Raw genomic sequence first — 21,525 nt, 5'->3', positions numbered from 1 at the left:
ATCGACGAATAGTAACTAGTAAAATCCATTTTACTAGTTATAATTTTGAGCATGAGCTTTTCCTGGACCCCACATCGGTTTTCCGGCGGCGCACTGGCGCTGGACGTCGCCAACAGCGTCATAATGCGCCACGACGATGAGCGGCGCACCGATCGTTTCGAGGCGCCGGGGCAGATGGAAAGCTTTCCGAAAGCGGCGATGAATTTCTGCGCCGAGCGGGCCTTGTTCGGCGATATCCTGCCGGTGAGGCAGGAGAATAGATCCGGCTTTCTCGATCTGCGTGAAGCGATCGATCGCTATTTTCGCGCCCGCATCCTCGACCGTGACGCCGACGCGCTGTTGGCCGATCTGCTGGAGGCGCTGTCGAAGGTGCTGCGTCGGGCCACCTCGCCCGATGGGCTCGACGCCGCGACGGTGCATTCGACGCTGCGGCTCATTGCCATGCCTGATCCGGACCGCATGAAAATCTGCCGCAACTGCGGCTGGCTGTTCATCGACCGCAGCAAGAACAAAAGCCGGGCCTGGTGCGACATGGCGGTCTGCGGCAACCGCGCCAAGGCGAACCGGCACTATCGCCGCAAGAAGGAGGAGAGTGCGCCATGAGAACCCAGGCGATCGTCTTGATGGCCGCAATTGCGGGCCTTGCGCTTGCCGGCTGTCAGCGGCAGGCAGAAAACGGTCCGACCGAACTCAGCGGCAGGCTCTTCGTCTTCAACTATCGCGTCGCGAGCGCGAGCTACATGATTACGCTGAAGAAGATCGCGCCGATCCCGGAGGGCACGACGGCGGTCGCGGAATTCGAAAACCCGGCGGGCGGCGATCCCCTGGTAGTGCGCGAGAAGATCTATACGTTCTGGGACAAGATCACGCTCGAAAGCCCCGATCTGCGCTGCGTGCGCAAGGACCACCCCTATTCCGTCTCGATCAAGCTCGTCGATGCCAGCGACAAGACGATCCAGACAATCAAGACCGAGGTGAAATCCGATCTCGACCAGACCGTGCTGCCGACGAGGCCGCTCGTGGTCGGCCCGAGCTATACAAAGAACCCGGATGTCTTCAAAGCCGATGGCAGCATAGACTATGGCCACGATGAGGCCTGCCCGGCATGAAAAAGCCGGAGCGCAAGACCCCGGCTTTCTTCTATGAATTCAATTGCTTCAGCGCGCAGGCTGAATGACTGATTCAGCCGACGATTTCGGTTTCGGAGAACCAGTAGGCGATTTCGATCGCGGCGGTTTCCGGAGCGTCCGAGCCGTGAACGGAGTTTTCGCCGATCGACAGAGCATGGATCTTGCGGATCGTGCCTTCGGCAGCGTTGGCCGGGTTGGTCGCGCCCATGATTTCGCGGTTCTTCAGGATGGCGCCTTCGCCTTCCAGAACCTGAACGACGGTCGGGCCGGAGGTCATGCCTTCGACGAGCTCGCCGAAGAAAGGACGGTCCTTATGAACGGCGTAGAAGCCTTCGGCTTCGCGCTTGCTCATCCAAACGCGCTTGGAAGCGATGACGCGCAGGCCATTGTCCTCAAAAATCTTGGTGATGGCGCCGGTCAGGTTACGCTTGGTTGCGTCCGGCTTGATCATCGAAAAAGTGCGTTCAATCGCCATGGGTCACGTCCTTGTCGTCAGAGAAAAGTGGGCGGTCTTTACCCGCCCCACAGCCTGAAAACAAGGGGGACGCGCCAATTTCACGCTGCTGTCACACTCAGAATGCCCGATTCGGAGCGAGACTGACGGCCAGTTGACAACCCATCAGCAAATTTCGTGGGCGCCATCAGCCCCATTTACTCCTTTCCATTTTATGCTTGCTTCATTGCTTTTGGAGGAAGGCCGGGATGCTGAGACATTACAGAATGTTCGCCGATTACAACCGCTGGGCCAACGCCCTGCTTTACGATGCCGCCGCTGAGCTCAGCGATGCCGAGTATCGCGAGGACCGAGGCGCCTTTTTCGGCTCGCTGCACGGCACGCTCAATCACATTCTGGTCGGCGATCGCGCCTGGATGCATCGCTTCACCGGCATCGGCGAAATGCCGGCAGCCTTGGATATCATATTGCACGACAATCTTACGGATCTTCGTGCGGCTCGCGAGGCTGAGGACCGGCGCATCATCGATTGGATGGACAACGCTCGATGATGAGGCGCTTGCTGCCGACATCACCTACACGCCGATTACTCGGCCAGGTGTCATCACCCATCCGTTGATGCCGGCGCTCACTCATTTCTTCAACCATCAGACCCACCACCGCGGCCAATGCCACATGATACTGACGGCAATGGGCAAACCGTCGCTAAGTCTCGATCTGATTTATTTCGTGCGCACGGACGGAAAGCGCTGGATGTGAAGCAGGGCGCGAGCCAGCATTCCCCAATACAGTTTGGCGTTGTTCGACTGTCTAATTTTATTGCAATATCCCGCCAGTATGACGTTCTGTTCATGTTGCCTTAACCTGCGCACCTGCAATTTGCGAAATATATCAGGTAGCGGATCATCAGAGAGCAGGCATGAAGAGTTCGCAGGCAGGTGTTTCAGCATATCCCATCGGCAATGACGACAGCGAGGCAGCGACCGACCTCGAGATGATCGGCCGCCATATGGCCAAGCTGAAAGTCAAAGCCCTGCCGCGCAATTACCAGCTTTTCCATGAAGCGCTCCACGGTTCGGATCGCAAGATCGCCAGCGAGATCGCAGCGCTTGGCCCCGCCCCCTCGCAAGCCAGCCTCGACGATATCGGCTTGAAACATCGCCTCGTCAGCCATTGCGGCCTGGTCGCGCGGAAATCCGAGGCGGATGCGGCCGAGATGCTGCGCGAAGTGGCCGCGCAACTGGCTGAGGGGCTGATGAAGAAACAGGGCTTTGCCCGCGAGATCGAAACAGCGCCGCATGTCGCCGCCGCCATGGACAGTCTCAACGCGTCACTGAGCAACCTGCTGCTTTACGAAACCGAGCTGACGGAGCGGCTGAGAGACTGCGCCCGCCTGCCGTCGCGAGCGGGCGGCACCCGCGCCTAAGCGCTCCGGCTCTTGCCTTCGGCGCGGAGTTCGGCCAAAACCGCGCCATGATTTCGATTTCCGACCTTTCCGCCCGCATTGCCGGCCGCCTCCTCATCGACCATGCCAGCGTGACGCTTCCGGCGGGCACGAAGGCGGGGCTTGTCGGCAAGAATGGCGCCGGCAAGTCGACATTGTTCCGTGTGATCACCGGCGATCTTGCCGCCGAAAGCGGCTCGGTCTCCATTCCGCGCAATGCCCGCATCGGCCAGGTGGCGCAGGAAGCGCCGGGTACTGAGGAGCCGCTGATCGAGATCGTTCTGAAGGCCGACAAGGAACGCACCGCCCTGCTCGCGGAAGCCGAAACGGCGACCGATCCGCATCGCATCGCCGACATCCAGACGCGCCTTGCCGATATCGGCGCCCATTCGGCCGAAGCGCGCGCCGCCAGCATTCTCGCCGGCCTCGGCTTTGACCATGAGGCACAGCACCGACCCGCCTCCTCCTTTTCCGGCGGCTGGCGCATGCGCGTGGCGCTCGCAGCGGTACTTTTCTCCGAGCCGGACCTGCTGCTGCTCGACGAGCCGACCAACTATCTCGACCTCGAAGGCACGCTCTGGCTGGAAGATTACATCCGCCGCTATCCGCACACGGTCATCATCATCTCGCATGACCGCGATCTTCTGAACACGGCCGTCAATTCCATCGTCCATCTCGATCAAAAGAAGCTCACCTTCTATCGCGGCTCCTACGACCAGTTCGAGCGGCAAAAGGCGGAGGCCGACGAGCTGCAGATGAAGGCGAAGGCGAAGAATGAGGCGGCGCGCAAGCACCTGCAGAGTTTCATCGATCGCTTCAAGGCCAAGGCAACCAAGGCCCGGCAGGCGCAATCGCGTGTCAAGGCGCTGGAACGCATGGGCACGGTCGCCGCCGTCATCGAAGATCATGTGATGGGCTTCAGCTTTCCGGAACCGGAAAAGCAGGCAGCGTCGCCGATCATCGCCGTCACTGGCGGCGCGGTCGGCTACGAGCCCGGCAAGCCGATCCTGAAACGCCTCAACCTGCGCATCGACGCCGACGACCGCATCGCCCTGCTCGGCTCCAACGGCAACGGCAAGTCCACCTTCGCGAAATTCGTCTCCGGCCGCCTCGATGCCGAAAGCGGCGATGTGAAGCTGGCGCCGAACCTGAAGATCGGCTTCTTTGCCCAGCATCAACTCGACGATCTCGTGCCCAACCAGACCGCCGTCGAGCATGTGCGCCGCCGCATGCCCGATGCACCGGAAGCGAAGGTGCGCGCCCGCGTCGCCCAGATGGGCCTTGCGACCGAGAAGATGGACACACAGGTGAAGGATCTCTCCGGCGGCGAGAAAGCGCGGCTGCTGATGGGCCTTGCCGCCTTCGATGCACCGAATCTTCTGATCCTCGACGAGCCGACCAACCACCTTGATATCGACAGCCGCAATGCATTGATTCAGGCGCTGAACGATTATTCCGGCGCTGTCATCCTGATTTCGCATGACCGCCATCTCATCGAGGCAACTGTCGACCAGCTGTGGCTCGTGCGCGACGGCACGGTTTCCACCTTCGACGGCGACCTGGAAGATTACCGCAGCCTCGTCGTCGCCAGCCCTAAGCCGAGGGACGACAAGGGCAAGACCAATGGCGCCGACGATTCCGTCTCCAAGGCAGATCAGCGCAAGCTCAATGCCGACCGCCGCGCCTCGCTGGCGCCGCTCAAGAAAAAGATCAACGATATCGAATCCTTGACCGGCAAGCTGGAGAAACTGATTCAGGCACTTGATGCGGAACTTGCAGATCCCGCCCTCTATGAGAAGGCACCTGCAAAGGCGGCCGAGAAAGCCAAGCAACGCTCCGACGCGGCGGAAAAGCTTGCAGCCGCGGAAGAGCAATGGCTTGAGCTTTCGTCTGAATATGAAAGCGGGATGGCCGGCTAGAGCATCCCGCATCACCAACAAACGGATGCCTTATATCCAAAATATCGGAGCGGTCTTGCTCGTTCGGAAGGACGTGCAGCCCTCTTCAAATGGTTAATTCCCTCGGCATCCGTGCGTCAATCCTAACCGATCATTAACCATAATCGGAAAAAATACGCCCAACATTCATTGACCTATATTGTTGAGCGATTCCCATGACCTTCCGTCTTCTCTTGGCCGGCCTTGCCGTATCCCTATCCCTTGCCGGCTGCGCCACAAAACCGGGCAACGAAGCTTCACTGAAGACGAGTTTTGCAGCGGAAGAGCCGCGTCATAAGCCGCTGAAAGCCAACGACCCAGTCGAAATGGAGCCGACCAAATGGGCCAGCGCCGAGCTTGAAACCAGGGAGACGGTCGATAACGGCGGTCCGCATCACCTCGCCGGGCGCACACTGGAAGTTTCCTCGCTGCACGACCTCAAGCTGGACGACAAGGAAGTCATTCTCAGCTTCGACGACGGTCCGGCTCCGGGCAAGACGGAGCGCATCCTCTCCACGCTCGACAAATTCGGCGTCAAGGCGGCCTTCATGATGGTTGGCCAGATGGCGGAGGCGCACCCGGCCACCGCCCGGAAGGTCTTTGCCGACGGAGACACCATCGGCAGCCACACCTTCCGCCATCCCGATCTCGACAAGATGAGCTTCGACATGGCGATGGCCGAGATCACCCGCGGCGAACACGCCGTCGCCAAGGTCATCGGTACGGATGTTTCCTTCTTCCGCTTCCCCTATCTCGCTGATTCCAAGCGCCTGCGCACCGCCGTCGCCATGCGGGATCTCGTCGTCATGGATGTGGATATCGACAGCAAGGACTATTTCAACTCGACGCCCTCAGCCGTCGTAACCCGCACCATGAACCAACTGTACAAGCGCGGTCGCGGCATCATCCTGATGCACGACATCCACCAGCGCACGGCCACCATGCTGCCGACTCTTCTGTCGCGTCTCGAAAGAGAGGGCTACAAGGTCGTGACGCTGAAGTACAAGGGCACCTCCGCACCTGCAACCAACCTGATCGCTCAGGCCAGCGTCACGGTTGTGCGCTGAAGGCGGGATAGGCCTCGGAAAACTGTAAGATGAAACACATTCGGGGAAGCACTGTTGCTTCCCCGAATGTATTTTGATTTGATTATATATGACTCACTTCATCAATGGCATATCAGGTCCCTTATGAATCTCCATCTCGAGCATGACGACGATCCACTGACACTGCAATTCGTCGCTGAAAGGGATGCACAGTCTGAACAGGCGCTGATGACGCCTGAGTTCGAGGTGGACCGGGCGGCGATCAAGGCTCTGATCGAGCGTAAGGACCGGCTGATCCAGGTGGTACGCCGCGGCAAGTGGTTGTTCGACTTCCACCGCAGCGCAGATCACCCCCTCGGCATGTGGTTCCGATTGCCCGCCAATCTCGCCCCTTTGCCCGACGCACCCTGGGAGCCGATCTTCGATCTCGACGCTTTCTGCGCATCGGAAAACAAGCTTTGGCTCTGGCGTGGCGCAATCACCTGCCCTTGGGAACCGACGCGGGTATTGCTTTGCCTTTCCGACGGCGGCTCCGATCTTGGACGCCTGCTGGAGTTCGATTGCGAAGCCAAGAGCATCGTCGAAGGCGGATTCGACACGCCGCCGACGCGTTGCCACGCCACCTGGCTCAACCGCGACGAGATCGCCTATTTCGGCTCGATTGACCGCCTCTCCTCGACGCGCTCCGGCTGGCCCCGCGTCGGTCGCCGTCTGAAGCGTGGCCAGGCGCCGGCAAAGGCACCCTTGCTTTACGCAACCGCCGACACCGACGTCTATGGCTCCTGCCTGGTCTTCGATCCGGTGCTTGCCGGCATCGCAAAGAAAGGTACGGCCAAGCCGATCCGGCTGTTCATCACCGGCCACGAAATCGGCAATTCCAGCGTCTTCGTCAAAGAGCAGGATTTTTCTCTGCGGCGGATCGATCTGCCGAGGGACATCGACGTCCAGCTCAACTATTCCTATTGCCTCTGGCTCGCCAAGACCGACGAGCGCATACCGGCCGGCAGCCTGGCGCTGCAACCCTTGCCGCGGGAGGCCACCGATGCCGGCGCCGAGGCGATGCGCGTGTTATTTTCGCCCGGCGAGCGGCAGTCGGTGTCTCAGTTCCTGCTGATGCGCGAATGGTGCGTCTTCGTCGTCTCCGACAAACTGCAGCCCCGCCTTTTCGTCTTCGACCTGACCAAGGCCGATGCGGCGATCGAGGAAATCACGCTGCCGGCCGATGTTCAGACTGTAACAGTCTGGCCGCTCTATTCCGACCTCCATCTCGGCGACGACACGCTGCAGGTCTATGGCGAAGGCTTCCTGCAGCCGCCCTCCTGCTATCGCCTGGAGCTTGCCGACCGCAAGAAGCCGCTTGAACTCATTCACGCCGCGAGCTCGCCGGCCTATTTCGACACCGACGGCATGACCTCCGAATTGCTCGAGGCCACGTCAGAAGATGGTACGAAAGTGCCGTACCGCCTGGTATTGCCGAAGACATGGACCCACGGTGAACTGCCGGTCTTGATGTATGGCTATGGCGGCTTCGATTTTTCGGTTCGTCCGCAATATTCGGCAGTCATCGGCCGCTGGCTGGAACAGGGCGGCGCGTATGTGCAAGCCTATATCCGCGGCGGCGGCGAGCTCGGTCCGAACTGGCATCGTTCCGCCAAGGGGCATGGCCGCCACAGAGCTTTTGCCGATTTTGTCGCCGTCGCCCGCGATCTCGTCAACCGCGGCTACACCAAACCACAGCGCATAGCCGTCAATGGCGGCAGCAATGGCGGGCTGCTGACCGGCGTGATGCTGACACGCTATCCGCACGACTTCGGCGCGGCCTGGTGTCAGGTGCCGGTGCTCGATATGTCCCGCTTCCACGTCTTCCCGGCCGGCAAGGCCTGGATCGACGAATATGGCAATCCCGACGACCAGGCGGACCGGGACTATCTGCTTTCCTATTCGCCACTGCACAATCTCAAGCCGGCTTCGGAGATCACCTATCCGCCCATCTACATCGAGAGTTCCAGCAATGACGACCGGGTTCATCCCTCCCATGCGCGGCGGTTTGCTGCGCGCATGGAGGAACTCGGCCATCATCCGCTGTTCCACGAATTCCACTCGGGCGGCCATGGCGGCGACGGCGCATCGACGCAGCTCGCGGCGCGTATCGCGCTGGGTTACAGCTTCCTTCGCGAGACGATCGCGAAGCCGCGTGAGAATTGAAATCAGTCCTTTAGACATCAAACGAAAATCGGCAGTTGTAAGATTATTCGACGCGCTTGAAACGCGCTTGACGACATGATTAGTTGCGGCGTGATCACGAAGAGCGGGCCAAACCGCCCGCTCACCTCTGGGGGAGTAGATAGATGGATCGTCGTTCATTTCTGAGGAAAGCCGGTGTTGCCGGCGCAGGCTCGGTTGCTGCCGCAGCCCTGGCGGCTCCGGCCATTGCTCAGAGCAATCCGAAGATCAACTGGCGTTTGACCTCGTCGTTTCCGAAATCGCTCGACACGATCTATGGCGGCGCCGAGGTGCTGTCCAAATTTGTCTCGGAAGCGACCGACGGCAACTTCACCATCCAGGTCTTCGCCGCCGGCGAAATCGTGCCCGGCCTGCAGGCTGCCGACGCAACATCCGCAGGCACGGTCGAGGCCTGCCACACGGTCTCCTACTATTATTGGGGCAAGGATCCGGTTTGGGCGCTGGGCGCGGCCGTTCCTTTCGCGCTCAATGCCCGCGGCATGAACGCCTGGCAGTACCATGGCGGCGGCATCGACATGTTCAACGAATTCCTGGCGACGCAAGGGCTGATTGGTTTTCCGAGCGGCAATACCGGCGTGCAGATGGGTGGTTGGTTCCGTAAGGAAATCAATACCGTAGCCGACCTCAAGGGTCTGAAGATGCGTATCGGCGGCTTTGCCGGCAAAGTGGTGGAGCGCCTCGGCGTTGTGCCGCAGCAGATCGCCGGCGGCGATATCTATCCGGCGCTGGAAAAAGGCACGATCGATGCGGCCGAATGGGTAGGCCCCTATGACGACGAAAAGCTCGGGTTCTACAAGGTCGCTCCCTACTACTACTACCCCGGCTGGTGGGAAGGCGGTCCGACCGTACACGTCATGTTCAACAAGGCGGCCTATGAAGGCCTGCCGAAGGCCTATCAGTCGCTGCTGCGCACCGCCGCCCAGGCAACCGATGCCGACATGCTGCAGAAATACGACTATCTCAATCCGGCAGCCATCAAGCGTGTCGTGGCCGAAGGCGCGAAGCTGCGTCCGTTCAGCACCGACATCCTGAACGCCTGCTTCGACAAGTCAAACGAAGTCTACGCCGAGATGGAAGCATCGAACCCGACCTTCAAAAAGATCTGGGAATCGATCAAGGCGTTCCGCGGCGGCCACTATCTTTACGCGCAGGTCGCCGAATACAGCTACGACGTGTACATGATGACGCAGCAACGCGCCGGAAAGCTCTGATCATTGGATTCGAAACAAGAAACCCCGGAGCGATGCTCCGGGGTTTCTCTTTGGAATGCGGCAGCCGCTTCGTCCCCTGCTCAATTGAATGACGGCGGCTGACTGAGATCATTCGCAGGCGGGTTCTTCTTTTCGCCGCCCTGATCTGCCGGCTTGTTGTCGAGCGGATTGGCACCCGGGAGCTGCAGGCCGCCCGGCAAACCGAGACCGCCGCCATTATCCTGGCCGGGCGCACCAAAGCCGGGCACTTCGATCTTGATGGTATTGGGATCAATTCCGGCGCCTGCTCCCTTGTAGTGCATGACCATCTGCGGAAACATGATCGTCAGTGAAACCATCAGGATCTGAATGCCGACGAAGGGCACTGCACCCCAATAGATCTGGCCGGTCGTCACCGGCGCCGTCTTCTTGCCGGTGACCTTGTCGAGGTAAGGCACCTTCGCAGCCACCGAGCGCAAATAGAACAACGCAAAGCCGAAGGGCGGGTGCATGAAACTCGTCTGCATGTTGACGCCGAGCAGGACGCCGAACCAGATCAGGTCGATCCCGAGCTTGTCGGCGGCGGGCGCCAGCAGCGGCACGATGATGAAGGCGAGCTCGAAGAAATCGAGGAAGAAGGCCAGCACGAAAACCAAAAGGTTGACGGCGATCAAGAAACCGACCTGCCCACCCGGCAGCGACACCAGCAAATGCTCCACCCAGACATGACCGTTGACGCCGTAGAAGGTCAGCGAAAATACGCGCGAGCCGATCAGGATGAACAGCACGAAGGAGGAGAGCCGTGTCGTCGATGCGAGTGCCGAGCGAACTACATCCATGTTCAGCCGCCCCTTCGCTGCCGCCATCACCAGCGCGCCGGTTGCGCCCATCGCGCCGCCCTCCGTCGGTGTTGCGATGCCGAGGAAGATGGTGCCGAGCACGAGGAAGATCAGCGCCAAGGGCGGGATCAGCACGATGATCACCTGCTGGGCCAGCCGCGACATCAGGTTGAGCTTCAACGTCTTATCGATGACAGCGACGACATAGATGAAAGCGACGCCGACGGTTGCACCAAGAATATCGGCATTCTCACCGTAGATCGGTGTCAGGTAGACATGAGCCGCATAGGCAACGCCGCCGCCGACCAAAAGCGCGATGAAAAGCGAGGTCACCCCGGAGCCGAGCGAGCGCGCCTCCTTCGGCAGCGCCGGCATCGAATTCGGCCGGACGATCGACATGATCAGCACGTAGAGCATGTAAATGCCGGTCAGCACCAGACCGGGGATCAGCGCGCCAGCATACATGTCGCCCACCGAACGGCCGAGTTGGTCAGCCAGCACGATCAGCACAAGCGACGGTGGAATGATCTGCGCAAGCGTTCCAGACGCGGCGATGACACCGGACGCAAGGCTGCGGTCATAACCATAGCGCAGCATGATCGGCAGCGAGATCAGGCCCATGGCGATGACCGAGGCCGCGACGACGCCGGTGGTGGCAGCGAGCAGCGCGCCGACGAAGATCACCGCGTAAGCAAGACCGCCACGGATCGGGCCGAAGAGCTGACCGACGGTATCGAGCAGGTCCTCCGCCATCCCCGAGCGTTCCAGCACGATGCCCATGAATGTGAAGAACGGGATCGCCAGCAGCGTGTCGTTGGACATCACACCCCAGAACCGATCCGGCAGCGCGTTGAGCAAGGGCCAGGAGAGATGGATGGAACCGCCCGAATAAGGCGCCAGCTCGACGCCGATCCAGAAGAACAGCAGTCCGTTGGCGGCGAGCGCGAAGGCGACAGGATATCCGATCAGTAGGAAGATGATCAGCGAAGCGAACATGATCGGGGCCATGTTCACGGCAATGAATTCAATCATCAGCGCGCCTCCCCGGCAGGCGTTTCGGCATCAAGGGGCGCGTGCGTCGGCACGTATGGTGTCGGGTCCTCCATATCGCCGCGCATGACGGCGATCTTCTTGATGATTTCGGAAACACCTTGCACCGCCAATAAAAGGAAGCCTACCAACAATAGCGCCTTGCCCGGCCAGATAATCAGGCCACCAGCACTGGACGAAACCTCGCCCGATAGGAAGGACGTGCGAACATAGGGCACGAGGTCATAGACCATCAGAAGCACGAAGGGCATGAGGAACAGGCAATGACCGAGCAGATCGATCCAGTGCTGAACGCGCCGCGGTAAGGCGCCGTAGACGATATCGATGCGGATGTGCTCGTTCTGCCTGAGCGTATAGGCGGCGGCGAGCATGAAGGCGGCGCCGAACAAATACCATTGCGCTTCCAGCCAGGCGTTGGACGAGGTGTTGAACACCTTGCGGACGATCGCGTTTCCGGCGCTGACAAGCACGGCGACCAGAATGAGCCAAGAAACCGATTTGCCAATGAATTCGGTGACAGCATCCACGAGCCGGCTGAAGCCGAGCAATGCTTTCATCATTTTTCTCCCCCGCAGCGGTCTTCCCCGAGATCTCCTTGCCGCGTACAGGCAGAGTGCCGATTTTACGCTGTGAATCAAGAGTGTAAGCTGGTTTTCCAAATGTGACAGCGCAGCAGCAAGAAATGCCAGGCGTCCACCTGATTGCCAGCAATTGCGCTTGCCGGCCTTGCCCGCCCGCTGCATTCTGATAAAAGATCATGCAAATAATCATACTAATCGAGAGACACCCATGTCCCCCATCAACCTCGCCATCGTCGGCGTCGGCAAGATCGTCCGCGACCAGCACCTTCCTTCCATCGCGAACAATTCGGATTTCAAACTGATCGCCACGGCGAGCCGCCACGGCACCGTCGACGGCATTCCGGCCTTCACCAGCATCGAGGCCATGCTGGACGCCGTTGCCGGGATCGATGCCGTCTCGCTTTGCATGCCGCCGCAATATCGCTATGAGGCTGCCTACAAGGCTCTTCAGGCCGGCAAGCATGTCTTCCTGGAAAAACCGCCGGGCGCCACGCTGAGCGAAGTTGCCGATCTCGAGGCGCTTGCCAAGGCAAAGGGCGTTTCTCTCTTTGCGAGCTGGCATTCGCGTTATGCGCCTGCTGTCGAGGCCGCGAAGGCTTTTCTCGACGCGACGACGATCAACAGCGTCCATGTCATTTGGAAGGAAGACGTGCGCCACTGGCATCCGAATCAGGAATGGATCTGGCAGGCCGGCGGCCTCGGCGTCTTCGATCCGGGCATCAATGCTCTATCGATCGTCACCCACATCCTGCCGCCGCTATTTCTGACGGGCGCAGTGCTGGAATTCCCCGAAAACCGCGATTCGCCGATTGCGGCCGACCTGCAGTTCAAGAGTGGCCAGGGACTTGCCGTCCATGCCGAATTCGACTGGCGCCAGACCGGCAAGCAGAGCTGGGATATCGTCGCTGAAACCGAAGCCGGCCAGATGGTGCTCTCCGAGGGCGGCTCGAAGCTTTCGGTGAACGGCGAATTGAAGTTCACCGCCCCAGAGGCGGAATATCCTTCGCTCTACCGCCGCTTCGCCGAGATCGTCAAAGCCGGCACGTCTGATGTCGATTTGGCACCGCTTCGCCATGTCGCCGACGCCTTCATGCTCGGCAAGCGCAAGTTCGTCGAGGCTTTCCACGACTAAGCTCCATTGACCGATGAGATGCGCCGCGCAGAATGCTAAAGTGGCGCATCTTCATGGGTTGGGGAGATTGCGATGTCTGAAAGCGGGGAAAGCTTCGGGCTGGGCGTGAAACACAAATTCGTCACGCTGGCAGAGCCGAATGCCAGGTGGCGGGAAGCCTATGCGCTGGAAGAGACCGCCATCCGCAAAGCCCTCGGCGATCTCGCATCGACATCCAGCATTTCGGCAGTACGTCGATACCGGCGATCAAGGCCAAGCCAATCATCGATATCGCCGTTGGTGTCAGGCGTTTCGACGAAGGATTCCGTTGCATCAAGCCAATGGAAGAGATCGGTTATGAGTATGCCGGCAACGACATCGTCCCCGACGATCATATTTTCGGCCGCGGCATCAAAGGCGAAACGCGCACCCATCTCGTTCACATCGTCGAACATGGCGGCGCCCAATGGAACCGGTTTATCCTGTTCCGCGACAGGCTCCGCGCAAATCCCGCTCTCGCCCAAGCCTATGAGGCACTGAAAATCGGGCTAGCCGACGAATATGCCGACAATCGTGCCGCATATACGGAAGCGAAGAAGGTCTTTATTGGCAAGATTGTTGCAGCGACTGGTGACTAAGCCTTCTCCCAACGGGGAAAAGAAGAATGATCACGCCTTCTTCTCCCAGCGCCCATCCTGGGTCTGCTGCCAATAGGTGAGGTTATGCCCCTCGCCCTTCAGCTTCTTCCACTGCGCCCGGGCGCCTTCCAACTGCTCCTGGTCGTAGCCATCGAACATGAAAACAACGCGCTGATAATTCTCGATATCCGAGGCTTCGGCGCCGTCGACGAAGAAGCGGACCGTGGCGTTGTTCGCATTGTCGGGCGAGACGGTCAGCAGCACCGGCTGCTTGTCCGGCATGTCTCCATCATCCGTGCCATGCGGCAGAAAACTGTCCTCGCGATAGGTCCAGAGATGCACGTCAAGAGCATCCCGCCGCGCCGCTTCGCGTGCCTGGATGGCAACCTGCCAACCGCGCTCGACACTTTTGTCGATCAGCGGAGGAAGGGCGTCTTCCAGCTTCGATTCGGTCAGGTGATAGAAGAGAACGTCGGTCATGCCGTTCCTTCTATCTCAAACACCTTCGAAGGTCACGATTCGTAATTCTGGCGGACCAGCTCGTCGAGCAGGCGCACGCCGAAACCCGAGCCCCAGGACTGGTTGATCTCGTCCTGGATCGAGCCCATGGCCGTGCCGGCAATATCGAGATGTGCCCAAGGCGTTTCCTGGACGAAACGCTTGAGGAACTGCGCGGCGGTGATCGAACCGGCATGGCGGCCGCCGGTATTTTTCATGTCGGCGAACTTGCTGTCGATCATCTTGTCATAGTCCTTGCCGAGCGGCATGCGCCACAGGCGCTCGTTGGTGGCAAGACCGGCAGCGGTCAGTTCATTCGCCAACTTGTCGTCATTGCAGAACAGGCCGGCATGCAGATTGCCGAGCGCGATGAGAATGGCGCCGGTCAGCGTCGCGAGGTTGATCATGAACTGCGGCTTGAAGCGGTCGTTGGTATACCAGAGCGCATCGCAGAGCACGAGCCGACCTTCCGCATCCGTATTGATCACTTCGATCGTCTGGCCCGACATGGAGGTGACGATATCGCCGGGACGCTGGGCATTGCCGTCCGGCATGTTTTCGACCAAGCCGATGACGCCGATGGCGTTGACCTTGGCGCCGCGCGCCGCGAGCGCGTGCATCAGGCCGGTGACGGCGGCAGCCCCGCCCATGTCGCCTTTCATGTCCTCCATGCCGGCAGCCGGCTTGATGGAAATGCCGCCGGTGTCGAACACCACGCCCTTGCCGATGAAGGCAATCGGCTTGTCTTTCGGTTTGCCGCCCTTCCACTGCATGATCACCAGGCGTGGCGGACGCACGGAACCCTGCGCCACGCCAAGCAGCGCCCCCATGCCGAGCCGGCGCATTTCACGCTCCGTCAGGATCTCCACCTCGACACCAAGCTTTTCCAACCCCTTGGCTTTGGCGGCAAACTCGACCGGGCCGAGAGCGTTCGGCGGCTCGTTGACGAGATCGCGGGCCAGAATCACGCCGTCGGCGATCGCTTCCGATGCCGCGAGGAGCTTCTTCGCCGCAGCGGCATTCGAGGTAACGATCGTCACCTTGACGGACTTCGGCGTGCCGTTCTTGTCCTCGTCGTCGTTCTTCTTCGTCTTGTAGGTATCGAAGCTATAGGCGCGCAACAGCATGCCGAGGGCGAAATCGGCCGCTGCCGTGGCCTCGGTCTCACCGTCATGTGCATCGATGAAGATCGCAGCCTTTTCCACATTGCGGATTTTCGCGGCCGCGCCGCCGCCGAGCTTCAGCCAATCATGCGCATTCAGCTCCTTCGCCTTGCCGGTGCCGATAACGATGATACGGTCGACCGGCGAGCCTTCGGGCGCGACGATATCGAGGCTGCTCAAGCCTTTGGCGGTGAACCGGGCAATCCGTGCGGCCTTGGCGAAAACATTTGCCGGATCGGCACTTTCTGCCCCTGCCGGCAACTCGCTGTCCGTGTCTTTCAGGAGAATGGCCAGACCGCCAGTCAGCCGAACCGATTTGGCAAAGGAAATCTCGAATTTCACAGACATTTCTGCTCCGATAATACGTGTCGTGCAAAATAGAATTACACACTCCGGATCATTCAAGGTTTCCATATCAAATACAAGCTTTTGGCGAGGCATTCCGCGAAGAAACACCTTGAGACATTCAAATCCCTGTCATCTACCGCCGCTAGTTTGCCGGAGCATCTATTGGGTCTCGCCGCCTGCGCGACGCGATCATCTATCGGAACGCCGCCTTGATCATAGACTCCGCCAGCTTCGATCATCGGGATCGTTTCCCCGAAATCCTGCGGCCGCGCACGGCGGGCGATGCCTTCGTCGTTCTCTTTTGTCTTTGGTGGATGCTGCTCGGGCTGTTTTCGATTCTTCCACAGATCGATCTTGCTGTGGCCAATATGTTCTTCCTGCAGGAACAATGCGCCACTCCCGTCAGGCCCGGCCAGATCTGCGGCATTTTCCCTTATAATGACGATGCGCACATGCGTCTGCTCAGGGAAGTTTTCTTTCAGGTTCCCTATATCGTCGCGATTGCTCTCTGTTGGATGCTGGTCGAATGCTGGCAGCAACACGGCGCAACCTTCCGGACGCTGCGGGCCCGCAATTTGAAAATCGCGCTCGGTTCGTTGTTTCTCGGCCCCGTGCTGATCGTCAATCTCTGGCTCAAATCCTTCTCGGGCCGTCCTCGGCCACGGCAGACCGATCTCTTCGGCGGCATGCTCGATTTCGTTCATGCCGGCTCTTTTGCCGGGAAATGTGTGAGCAACTGTTCCTTCATTTCCGGAGAATCCGCCGCTGCCGGCTGGCTGTTCTGCCTGATCTTCATCATCCCGCAGCCGGCGCGGACGGCCCTCTCCTTGCCGATCGCAGCCATCTCGATTCTTATTCCAGCTTTAAGAGTTGCTTTCGGCGGCCACTACCTCTCGGATGCCGTTTTGGGTTGGCTTTCCTCGCTTGTCATATTCTCCGCTCTCATGGCGTTATCCCAAACGACACACAGCAGAAGAAATTCAGAAAATTAACGAATTTTTTGCGAGTGGGCTGTCGCCAAAAAAACGCAAACGGCGTAGAGGAGGATGAATCTCTGCCGGCTCGCACGGCGGAGTGTTGCGTTTAAGGGCCGGCATGAAGTTATTCGAAACATATATCGTACGGCGTGTCGGCATGATGTTCCTGGTAGCGCTGCTGCCGGTGCTCGCCATCATCTGGACGACCCAGGTGCTGCAGCGCATCAACCTCGTGACCGACAGCGGCCAGTCGATCGGCTCGTTTGCTAAGCTTGCGACTCTCATCCTGCCGACGATCATTCCCGTGGTTCTGCCTTTCGCTCTGGTGATCGGCATCACGCAGACGCTGACGGCGATGAACAGCGATTCGGAACTGACGGTTATGGAGGCGGCGGGTGCGCGGCGCAGCATCATCGTCCGCCCGATCATGATTCTCGCGATAGCTATCAGCGTTTTCTCATTTGTGGTCGACAATATGGTTGAGCCGAAAGCGCGTGTAGCCGCCCGCGAGATGGTCGCCGAAGCCTATGCCGACCTGCTCTCGACCGTTATCGAAGAGAAGAATTTCCGCCGTATCGAAGACGGGCTTTATGTGCAGATCACCCAGCGCCTGTCGGGACGAATCCTGAAGGGCCTGTTCGTGGTGGATTCGCGCGATCCCACTTTCGATCTCATCTATTATGCCAAGGAAGGCGCCGTCGATCCGAGCGGCACGTCGCTGCTGATGAAGGACGGTGAAGTTCATCGCAAGACGCCTGACGGCAACGTCTCCGTCATCAATTTCGACTCCTATTCCTTCGATCTTTCCGACATGACGCAGAGCCGCGGCCAGGCAACGCTGCGCGCCGGCGACCGCGGTCTCGGCTTCCTGCTGAACCCGGATCCGAACGATCCGGATTATAAAGCAAAACCAGGCGGCTACCGCGCGGAGCTACATCGGCGTCTCACCGACTGGGCGTTACCGGCAATCTTTGCCCTGATATCGCTGGTGATCGCCGGCGATGCGCGATCCCATCGCGAAGCGCGGCTGCATCCGATGGTGTCGGCGCTTACCATTGCTTTTGCCTTGCGCTGGGCGGATTTTTATGCGGCAAACCAGATCGAGAATGCTCCCTATTTCATCGGCGTTCTCTATGCGGCCAACATCTGCGCGGCTTTGATTGCGATCGCCCTGCTGTTCAGGAACCGGAAGATGTCGGTGCCCAGGTCCATCCGCAACCGCTTCGCCAATCTGCGGCAGAAGATCCAGGATCGCATGCCGGCGCCCGGCGGCTCGAATGGGGGCGGCGCATGATCTTCAATACGCTCGGCCGCTACTTCTTCATGCGCTACGTCGTGACAACCTTCTGGTTTTTCCTCGGCGTTGTCTCGATCGTCTATCTCGTCGACTTCAGCGAGACCGCCGGCCGGCTTGCCGGCCTTCCCGGGTACACGGTCAGCCTCGGCTTGCTGATGACGGCCGTCAGGCTGCCGTTCATCCTGCAGCAGACGGTGCCGTTCATCGCCCTGTTCGTCGGCATGACGGTGCTGATCGCGCTCAATCGGCGTCGTGAGCTCGTGATTGCGCGTGCGGCCGGCATCTCCGTCTGGCAGTTCATGACGCCGTTCGTGATCGGCGCATTCTTTGTCGGCCTGCTGACCATGTTTGCCCTCAATCCTGTTGCGGCGTGGGGACAACGGCAGGCGGAAACGATGGAAGCCGACCTGCGCGGCGATCCGTCCTATCACAATAAGCTCTCGATTCCGTGGCTGCGTCAGTCGAACGGCAAAGACGACGTCATCATTGGCGCCAAGGCCGTTCTCGACAACGGAACGACGCTGATGAACGTCGTGTTTATCCACTTCGATTCACAGGGGAATATCGTTCTCAGGCAGGACGCGCAGTCGGCAAAGTTGCAAGATGGTTACTGGCTTCTTAACAGTGTCGTCGAGCGCAGACCGGGCGAAATTCCGGATCATAAGAGTACGGTACAGGTTCGTACGAATCTGAAACAGGATTTCGTCTCCGAGCGTTTGGCGCAGCCGGAAACCATTGCTTTTTATGATCTTTCTAATCGAATAAAGATTGCAAAGTCTTTTGGCATCTCAACCAAAGCTCTTGAGACCCAATTTCACTCGCTGCTATCGCAGCCATTCCTTCTGGTGGCAATGACGCTGATCGCGGCCACCGTCTCGTTAAAATTCAGTAGATTCAACCAATCGCGCTCCGTGATTCTGGGTGGAATCCTCTCAGGCTTCGTGCTTTATGTTGTCACCGTGCTGGTTAAGGCATTCGGGAGCAGCGGAGTGGTTCCTCCTTTCGTGGCGACATGGATACCCGTGATCGTCGCTTTGGCATTCGGAGCAACGATCCTGCTTCATCAGGAGGACGGCTAAGTGGCGGCAGGCAACCGCAAGAGTATCAAGGAATTTGTCGCTGCCCTCGTCATGGGCGCGGCTGCGTATGCATTTGTCATGAGCCCGGTCGTAGCTTACGCCCAGGACAACAATAATAACGGCGGCGCCGGCGCTGCGACCTCTCCCGTTAAGGTCAAAGTGCCGGAAGGCTCCAAGCTGATCCTTTCGTCAAACGAACTGGTCTATAACAAGGATACTCAAATCGTTACCGCCAGCGGTGCGGTTCAGATCAACTATGGCGGCTACAAGATGGTCGCGCAAAAGGTTGAATATAATCAAAAAAGCGGACGGATGACGGCGATTGGCAATGTCGAGCTGATCAGCCCGGACGGCAACCGGATGTACGGTGACAAAATGGATGTCACCGACAGCTTCTCCGACGGTTTCGTCAACGCTCTGCGTATCGAAATGCCAGACAATACCCGCATGGCCGCCGAAAAGGGCGAACGTGTGGGCGGCAACCAATTGATCCTGACGAAGGGCGTCTATACCGCCTGTTTGCCGTGCTCCGAGCAGGGCCGCGCGCCGCTATGGCAGGTCAAGGCTCAGCGCGTGGTGCAGAACGGCGTGACGCATACCGTCCGTCTCGAGCATGCCCGCTTCGAACTGTTCGGCCAGCCGATCGCTTATGTTCCCTGGATCGAAGTTCCCGACAATACGGTGAAGCGCAAATCAGGCTTCCTGTTTCCGTCGATGAGCTATTCGGAGAACCTCGGCTTTGGCGTGAAGGTTCCCTACTACTACGTCATCTCGCCGAGCATGGACGCGACGATCAGCGCCACCGGCTATACAAGCCAGGGCTTGCTGCTCGAAGGCGAATTCCGGCAACGCTTTGAAAACGGTACGCATATTCTGCGCGTCGCCGGTATCAATCAGATGAGCCCGGACCAGTTCACCGCCAATACCAGTGACGCCGAGCACAAGACCCGCGGCGTGATCTCGTCGAAGGCCGATTTTAGGATCAATCCTCGCTGGACGTTTGGCTGGGATGTCATGGCGCAAAGCGATAACAACTTTTCGCGCACCTATGGCTTGCAAGGTCTCAGCCAGAGCACCCACACGAACGACATCTATTTGACGGGTCTCGGCAAGCGCAATTATTTCGATATGCGCGCCTTCTACTACGACATTCAGGATGCTGACGACAACAGCACCGCCGAAAAGCAGCAGGCGGTCGTCTATCCGAGCGTCGACTATCATTATGTCGATCCGAACTCGGTCTATGGCGGCGAATTGTCCGCGACGATGAACTTCACGCATTTGTCGCGTGACAAGGCGTCGGTGCTCGACAACGTCAACAATCTCGGCGACGCTAGCCTGAACGACCGCTTCCTCGGTCTTTCCGGCAGCTATACGCGTCTTACCACCGAGCTACAGTGGCAGCGCACCTTCACGACCGATCAGGGTCTGGTCTTGACGCCGCTTGCCGCAGCTCGCGGCGACATCTATGGCCTCGGTATGGATGCGCCTAACGGCGACTATTCCGGCAACTATGACACCAGCGATTACGCGACGCGCGGTATGGTAACGGGAGGCCTCGAAGCCAAGTACCCGTTCCTCATCACCACCAGCAACAGCACGCATGTGTTCGAGCCGATCGCACAAATCTATGTGCGTCCTGACGAGCAACTTGCAGGACGGCTGCCGAATGAAGACGCCCAGAGCTTTGTTTTCGATGCGACCAATCTGTTCGATCGCGACAAATTCTCCGGCTTCGACCGTGTAGAAGGCGGCACGCGCGCCAACGTGGGTTGGCGCTATACGGGCAGCTTCGATAGCGGCTACAAGTTGCAGCACATCTTCGGCCAATCGTACCAGCTTGCTGGACGAAACTCGTTCGCAACCGACGATCTGGTAGGTGCCGGTTCGGATTCCGGGCTTGAAACCACCCGCTCCGACTATGTGACGATGTTTGGCCTCACGACGCCGCAAGGCATCTCGCTTTCGCAGTCCTACCGCTTCGACGAAAAGGACTTCGCGTTCCGTCGCGGCGATACGCAGGTCGGCTTTGCAAACGACGACTTCCAGACCTCGGTGACCTACACCCATATCGCCGCTCAGCCGCAATATGGCTTCACCTCGGACCAGGACGAAATCCAAACCCGCGCCCAGATCAAATTCAAGAATTATTGGTCTGTCTTCGGCACGGTCAGCTATGATCTCAACGACAGCGAGATCACGCGCCAGGGCATCGGTCTTTCCTATGAGGACGAATGCACGATCTTCAGCGTCTCCTTCCTCGACAAGAAGGATTCGACGAACCAGTCGGGAAGCGACTGGTCGATCGGCGCCCGCATAACGTTCCGTACGCTCGGCGACGTCAATCTGGGCAATGTCCAGGACGCGACGTTCTGATCACTCAAATCCAAAAGGGCCGGCTCCAAAGCCGGCCCTTTTGCTTTGAAGCGATCGCCATGTCTCTCCGCGTCATTCTTTCGCCGCAAGGATTTTGCAATTCGTCGTGCTTGTTGTAGATAT

Annotated in this window: 17 protein-coding genes and 2 pseudogenes; 14 read left to right on the top strand and 5 right to left on the bottom strand. The window is 59.2% G+C overall.

Annotation, left to right across the window (positions count from 1 at the left end; translation table 11 throughout):
- The first annotated feature begins 51 nt into the window (after positions 1 to 51).
- Together QA648_RS04320 and QA648_RS04315 are read left to right on the top strand one after the other, a co-directional pair.
- Positions 52 to 603 carry a CGNR zinc finger domain-containing protein gene (locus QA648_RS04320; protein WP_104822583.1) on the top strand — a complete coding sequence of 184 codons (552 nt, stop codon included), beginning with the start codon at positions 52 to 54 and terminating at the stop codon, positions 601 to 603.
- Complete coding sequence (locus QA648_RS04315) at positions 600 to 1,109, top strand: hypothetical protein (RefSeq protein ID WP_283049862.1); 510 nt, start codon at positions 600 to 602, stop codon at positions 1,107 to 1,109. Before QA648_RS04320 ends, QA648_RS04315 begins: the two co-directional genes overlap by 4 nt.
- Before the next feature lie 73 nt (positions 1,110 to 1,182).
- Here the strand turns inward: QA648_RS04315 and ndk are convergent, their stop codons facing one another.
- Positions 1,183 to 1,605 carry a nucleoside-diphosphate kinase gene (gene ndk / locus QA648_RS04310; protein WP_104822581.1) on the bottom strand — a complete coding sequence of 141 codons (423 nt, stop codon included), beginning with the start codon at positions 1,603 to 1,605 and terminating at the stop codon, positions 1,183 to 1,185.
- 227 nt (positions 1,606 to 1,832) lie between these two features.
- Between ndk and QA648_RS04305 the strand changes: the two are divergent.
- From QA648_RS04305 to QA648_RS04280, 6 genes and pseudogenes are all read left to right on the top strand, one after another.
- Positions 1,833 to 2,343 (top strand): annotated as a pseudogene (locus tag QA648_RS04305) (DinB family protein).
- 160 nt (positions 2,344 to 2,503) lie between these two features.
- Positions 2,504 to 3,010, top strand: coding sequence for a hypothetical protein (locus QA648_RS04300; protein WP_283049859.1), 507 nt, complete (start codon positions 2,504 to 2,506; stop codon positions 3,008 to 3,010).
- 47 nt (positions 3,011 to 3,057) lie between these two features.
- A complete protein-coding gene (locus tag QA648_RS04295; protein WP_283049857.1) occupies positions 3,058 to 4,947 on the top strand; it encodes an ATP-binding cassette domain-containing protein in 1,890 nt (629 codons plus the stop codon).
- Positions 4,948 to 5,141: 194 nt separating this feature from the next.
- A complete protein-coding gene (locus tag QA648_RS04290) occupies positions 5,142 to 6,032 on the top strand; it encodes a polysaccharide deacetylase family protein (protein WP_283049855.1) in 891 nt (296 codons plus the stop codon).
- Positions 6,033 to 6,155: 123 nt separating this feature from the next.
- Positions 6,156 to 8,216, top strand: a complete 2,061-nt coding sequence (locus QA648_RS04285; protein ID WP_283049853.1) for a prolyl oligopeptidase family serine peptidase — start codon at positions 6,156 to 6,158, stop codon at positions 8,214 to 8,216.
- A 143-nt stretch (positions 8,217 to 8,359) separates the two neighbouring features.
- Complete coding sequence (locus tag QA648_RS04280) at positions 8,360 to 9,466, top strand: TRAP transporter substrate-binding protein (RefSeq protein ID WP_104822576.1); 1,107 nt, start codon at positions 8,360 to 8,362, stop codon at positions 9,464 to 9,466.
- An 80-nt stretch (positions 9,467 to 9,546) separates the two neighbouring features.
- Here QA648_RS04280 and QA648_RS04275 read toward each other — a convergent pair whose 3' ends face one another.
- Both QA648_RS04275 and QA648_RS04270 read right to left on the bottom strand, forming a co-directional pair.
- Entirely contained in the window at positions 9,547 to 11,316 is a 1,770-nt protein-coding gene (locus tag QA648_RS04275; protein ID WP_283049851.1) for a TRAP transporter large permease subunit, read from the bottom strand.
- Positions 11,316 to 11,891 (bottom strand): TRAP transporter small permease subunit, encoded by a 576-nt coding sequence (locus QA648_RS04270; protein ID WP_104825042.1) that lies wholly within the window; start codon positions 11,889 to 11,891, stop codon positions 11,316 to 11,318. The genes QA648_RS04275 and QA648_RS04270 overlap by 1 nt, the downstream gene beginning before the upstream one ends.
- Before the next feature lie 232 nt (positions 11,892 to 12,123).
- On the opposite strand from QA648_RS04270, the gene QA648_RS04265 reads away from it, so the two are divergent.
- Positions 12,124 to 13,047 (top strand): Gfo/Idh/MocA family oxidoreductase, encoded by a 924-nt coding sequence (locus QA648_RS04265; protein ID WP_104822574.1) that lies wholly within the window; start codon positions 12,124 to 12,126, stop codon positions 13,045 to 13,047.
- Between the two features lie 72 nt (positions 13,048 to 13,119).
- Positions 13,120 to 13,664, top strand: a pseudogene (locus QA648_RS04260) (GrpB family protein).
- A 30-nt stretch (positions 13,665 to 13,694) separates the two neighbouring features.
- Here the strand turns inward: QA648_RS04260 and QA648_RS04255 are convergent.
- Entirely contained in the window at positions 13,695 to 14,144 is a 450-nt protein-coding gene (locus tag QA648_RS04255; RefSeq protein ID WP_104822572.1) for a DNA polymerase III subunit chi, read from the bottom strand.
- Positions 14,145 to 14,176: 32 nt separating this feature from the next.
- A complete protein-coding gene (locus tag QA648_RS04250; RefSeq protein ID WP_104822571.1) occupies positions 14,177 to 15,673 on the bottom strand; it encodes a leucyl aminopeptidase in 1,497 nt (498 codons plus the stop codon).
- A 314-nt stretch (positions 15,674 to 15,987) separates the two neighbouring features.
- Here QA648_RS04250 and QA648_RS04245 point away from each other — a divergent pair, with 314 nt between their 5' ends.
- The 4 genes from QA648_RS04245 to QA648_RS04230 all read left to right on the top strand — a co-directional run bounded on the left by QA648_RS04245 (position 15,988) and on the right by QA648_RS04230 (position 21,402).
- The gene (locus QA648_RS04245) at positions 15,988 to 16,665 is read left to right on the top strand and encodes a phosphatase PAP2 family protein (protein ID WP_283051210.1); all 678 of its coding nucleotides are present in this window, start codon (positions 15,988 to 15,990) and stop codon (positions 16,663 to 16,665) included.
- A 103-nt stretch (positions 16,666 to 16,768) separates the two neighbouring features.
- Positions 16,769 to 17,944 carry an LptF/LptG family permease gene (locus QA648_RS04240; protein ID WP_283049849.1) on the top strand — a complete coding sequence of 392 codons (1,176 nt, stop codon included), beginning with the start codon at positions 16,769 to 16,771 and terminating at the stop codon, positions 17,942 to 17,944.
- Positions 17,941 to 19,026 (top strand): LPS export ABC transporter permease LptG, encoded by a 1,086-nt coding sequence (gene lptG / locus QA648_RS04235; protein WP_104822568.1) that lies wholly within the window; start codon positions 17,941 to 17,943, stop codon positions 19,024 to 19,026. The genes QA648_RS04240 and lptG overlap by 4 nt, the downstream gene beginning before the upstream one ends.
- Positions 19,027 to 21,402 carry an LPS-assembly protein LptD gene (locus QA648_RS04230; RefSeq protein ID WP_283049847.1) on the top strand — a complete coding sequence of 792 codons (2,376 nt, stop codon included), beginning with the start codon at positions 19,027 to 19,029 and terminating at the stop codon, positions 21,400 to 21,402.
- Positions 21,403 to 21,525 lie beyond the last annotated feature (123 nt).

Source organism: Rhizobium sp. CB3171 (assembly GCF_029714265.1).
Lineage (GTDB): Bacteria > Pseudomonadota > Alphaproteobacteria > Rhizobiales > Rhizobiaceae > Rhizobium.
This window is presented reverse-complemented; position numbering and strand designations above follow the sequence as displayed.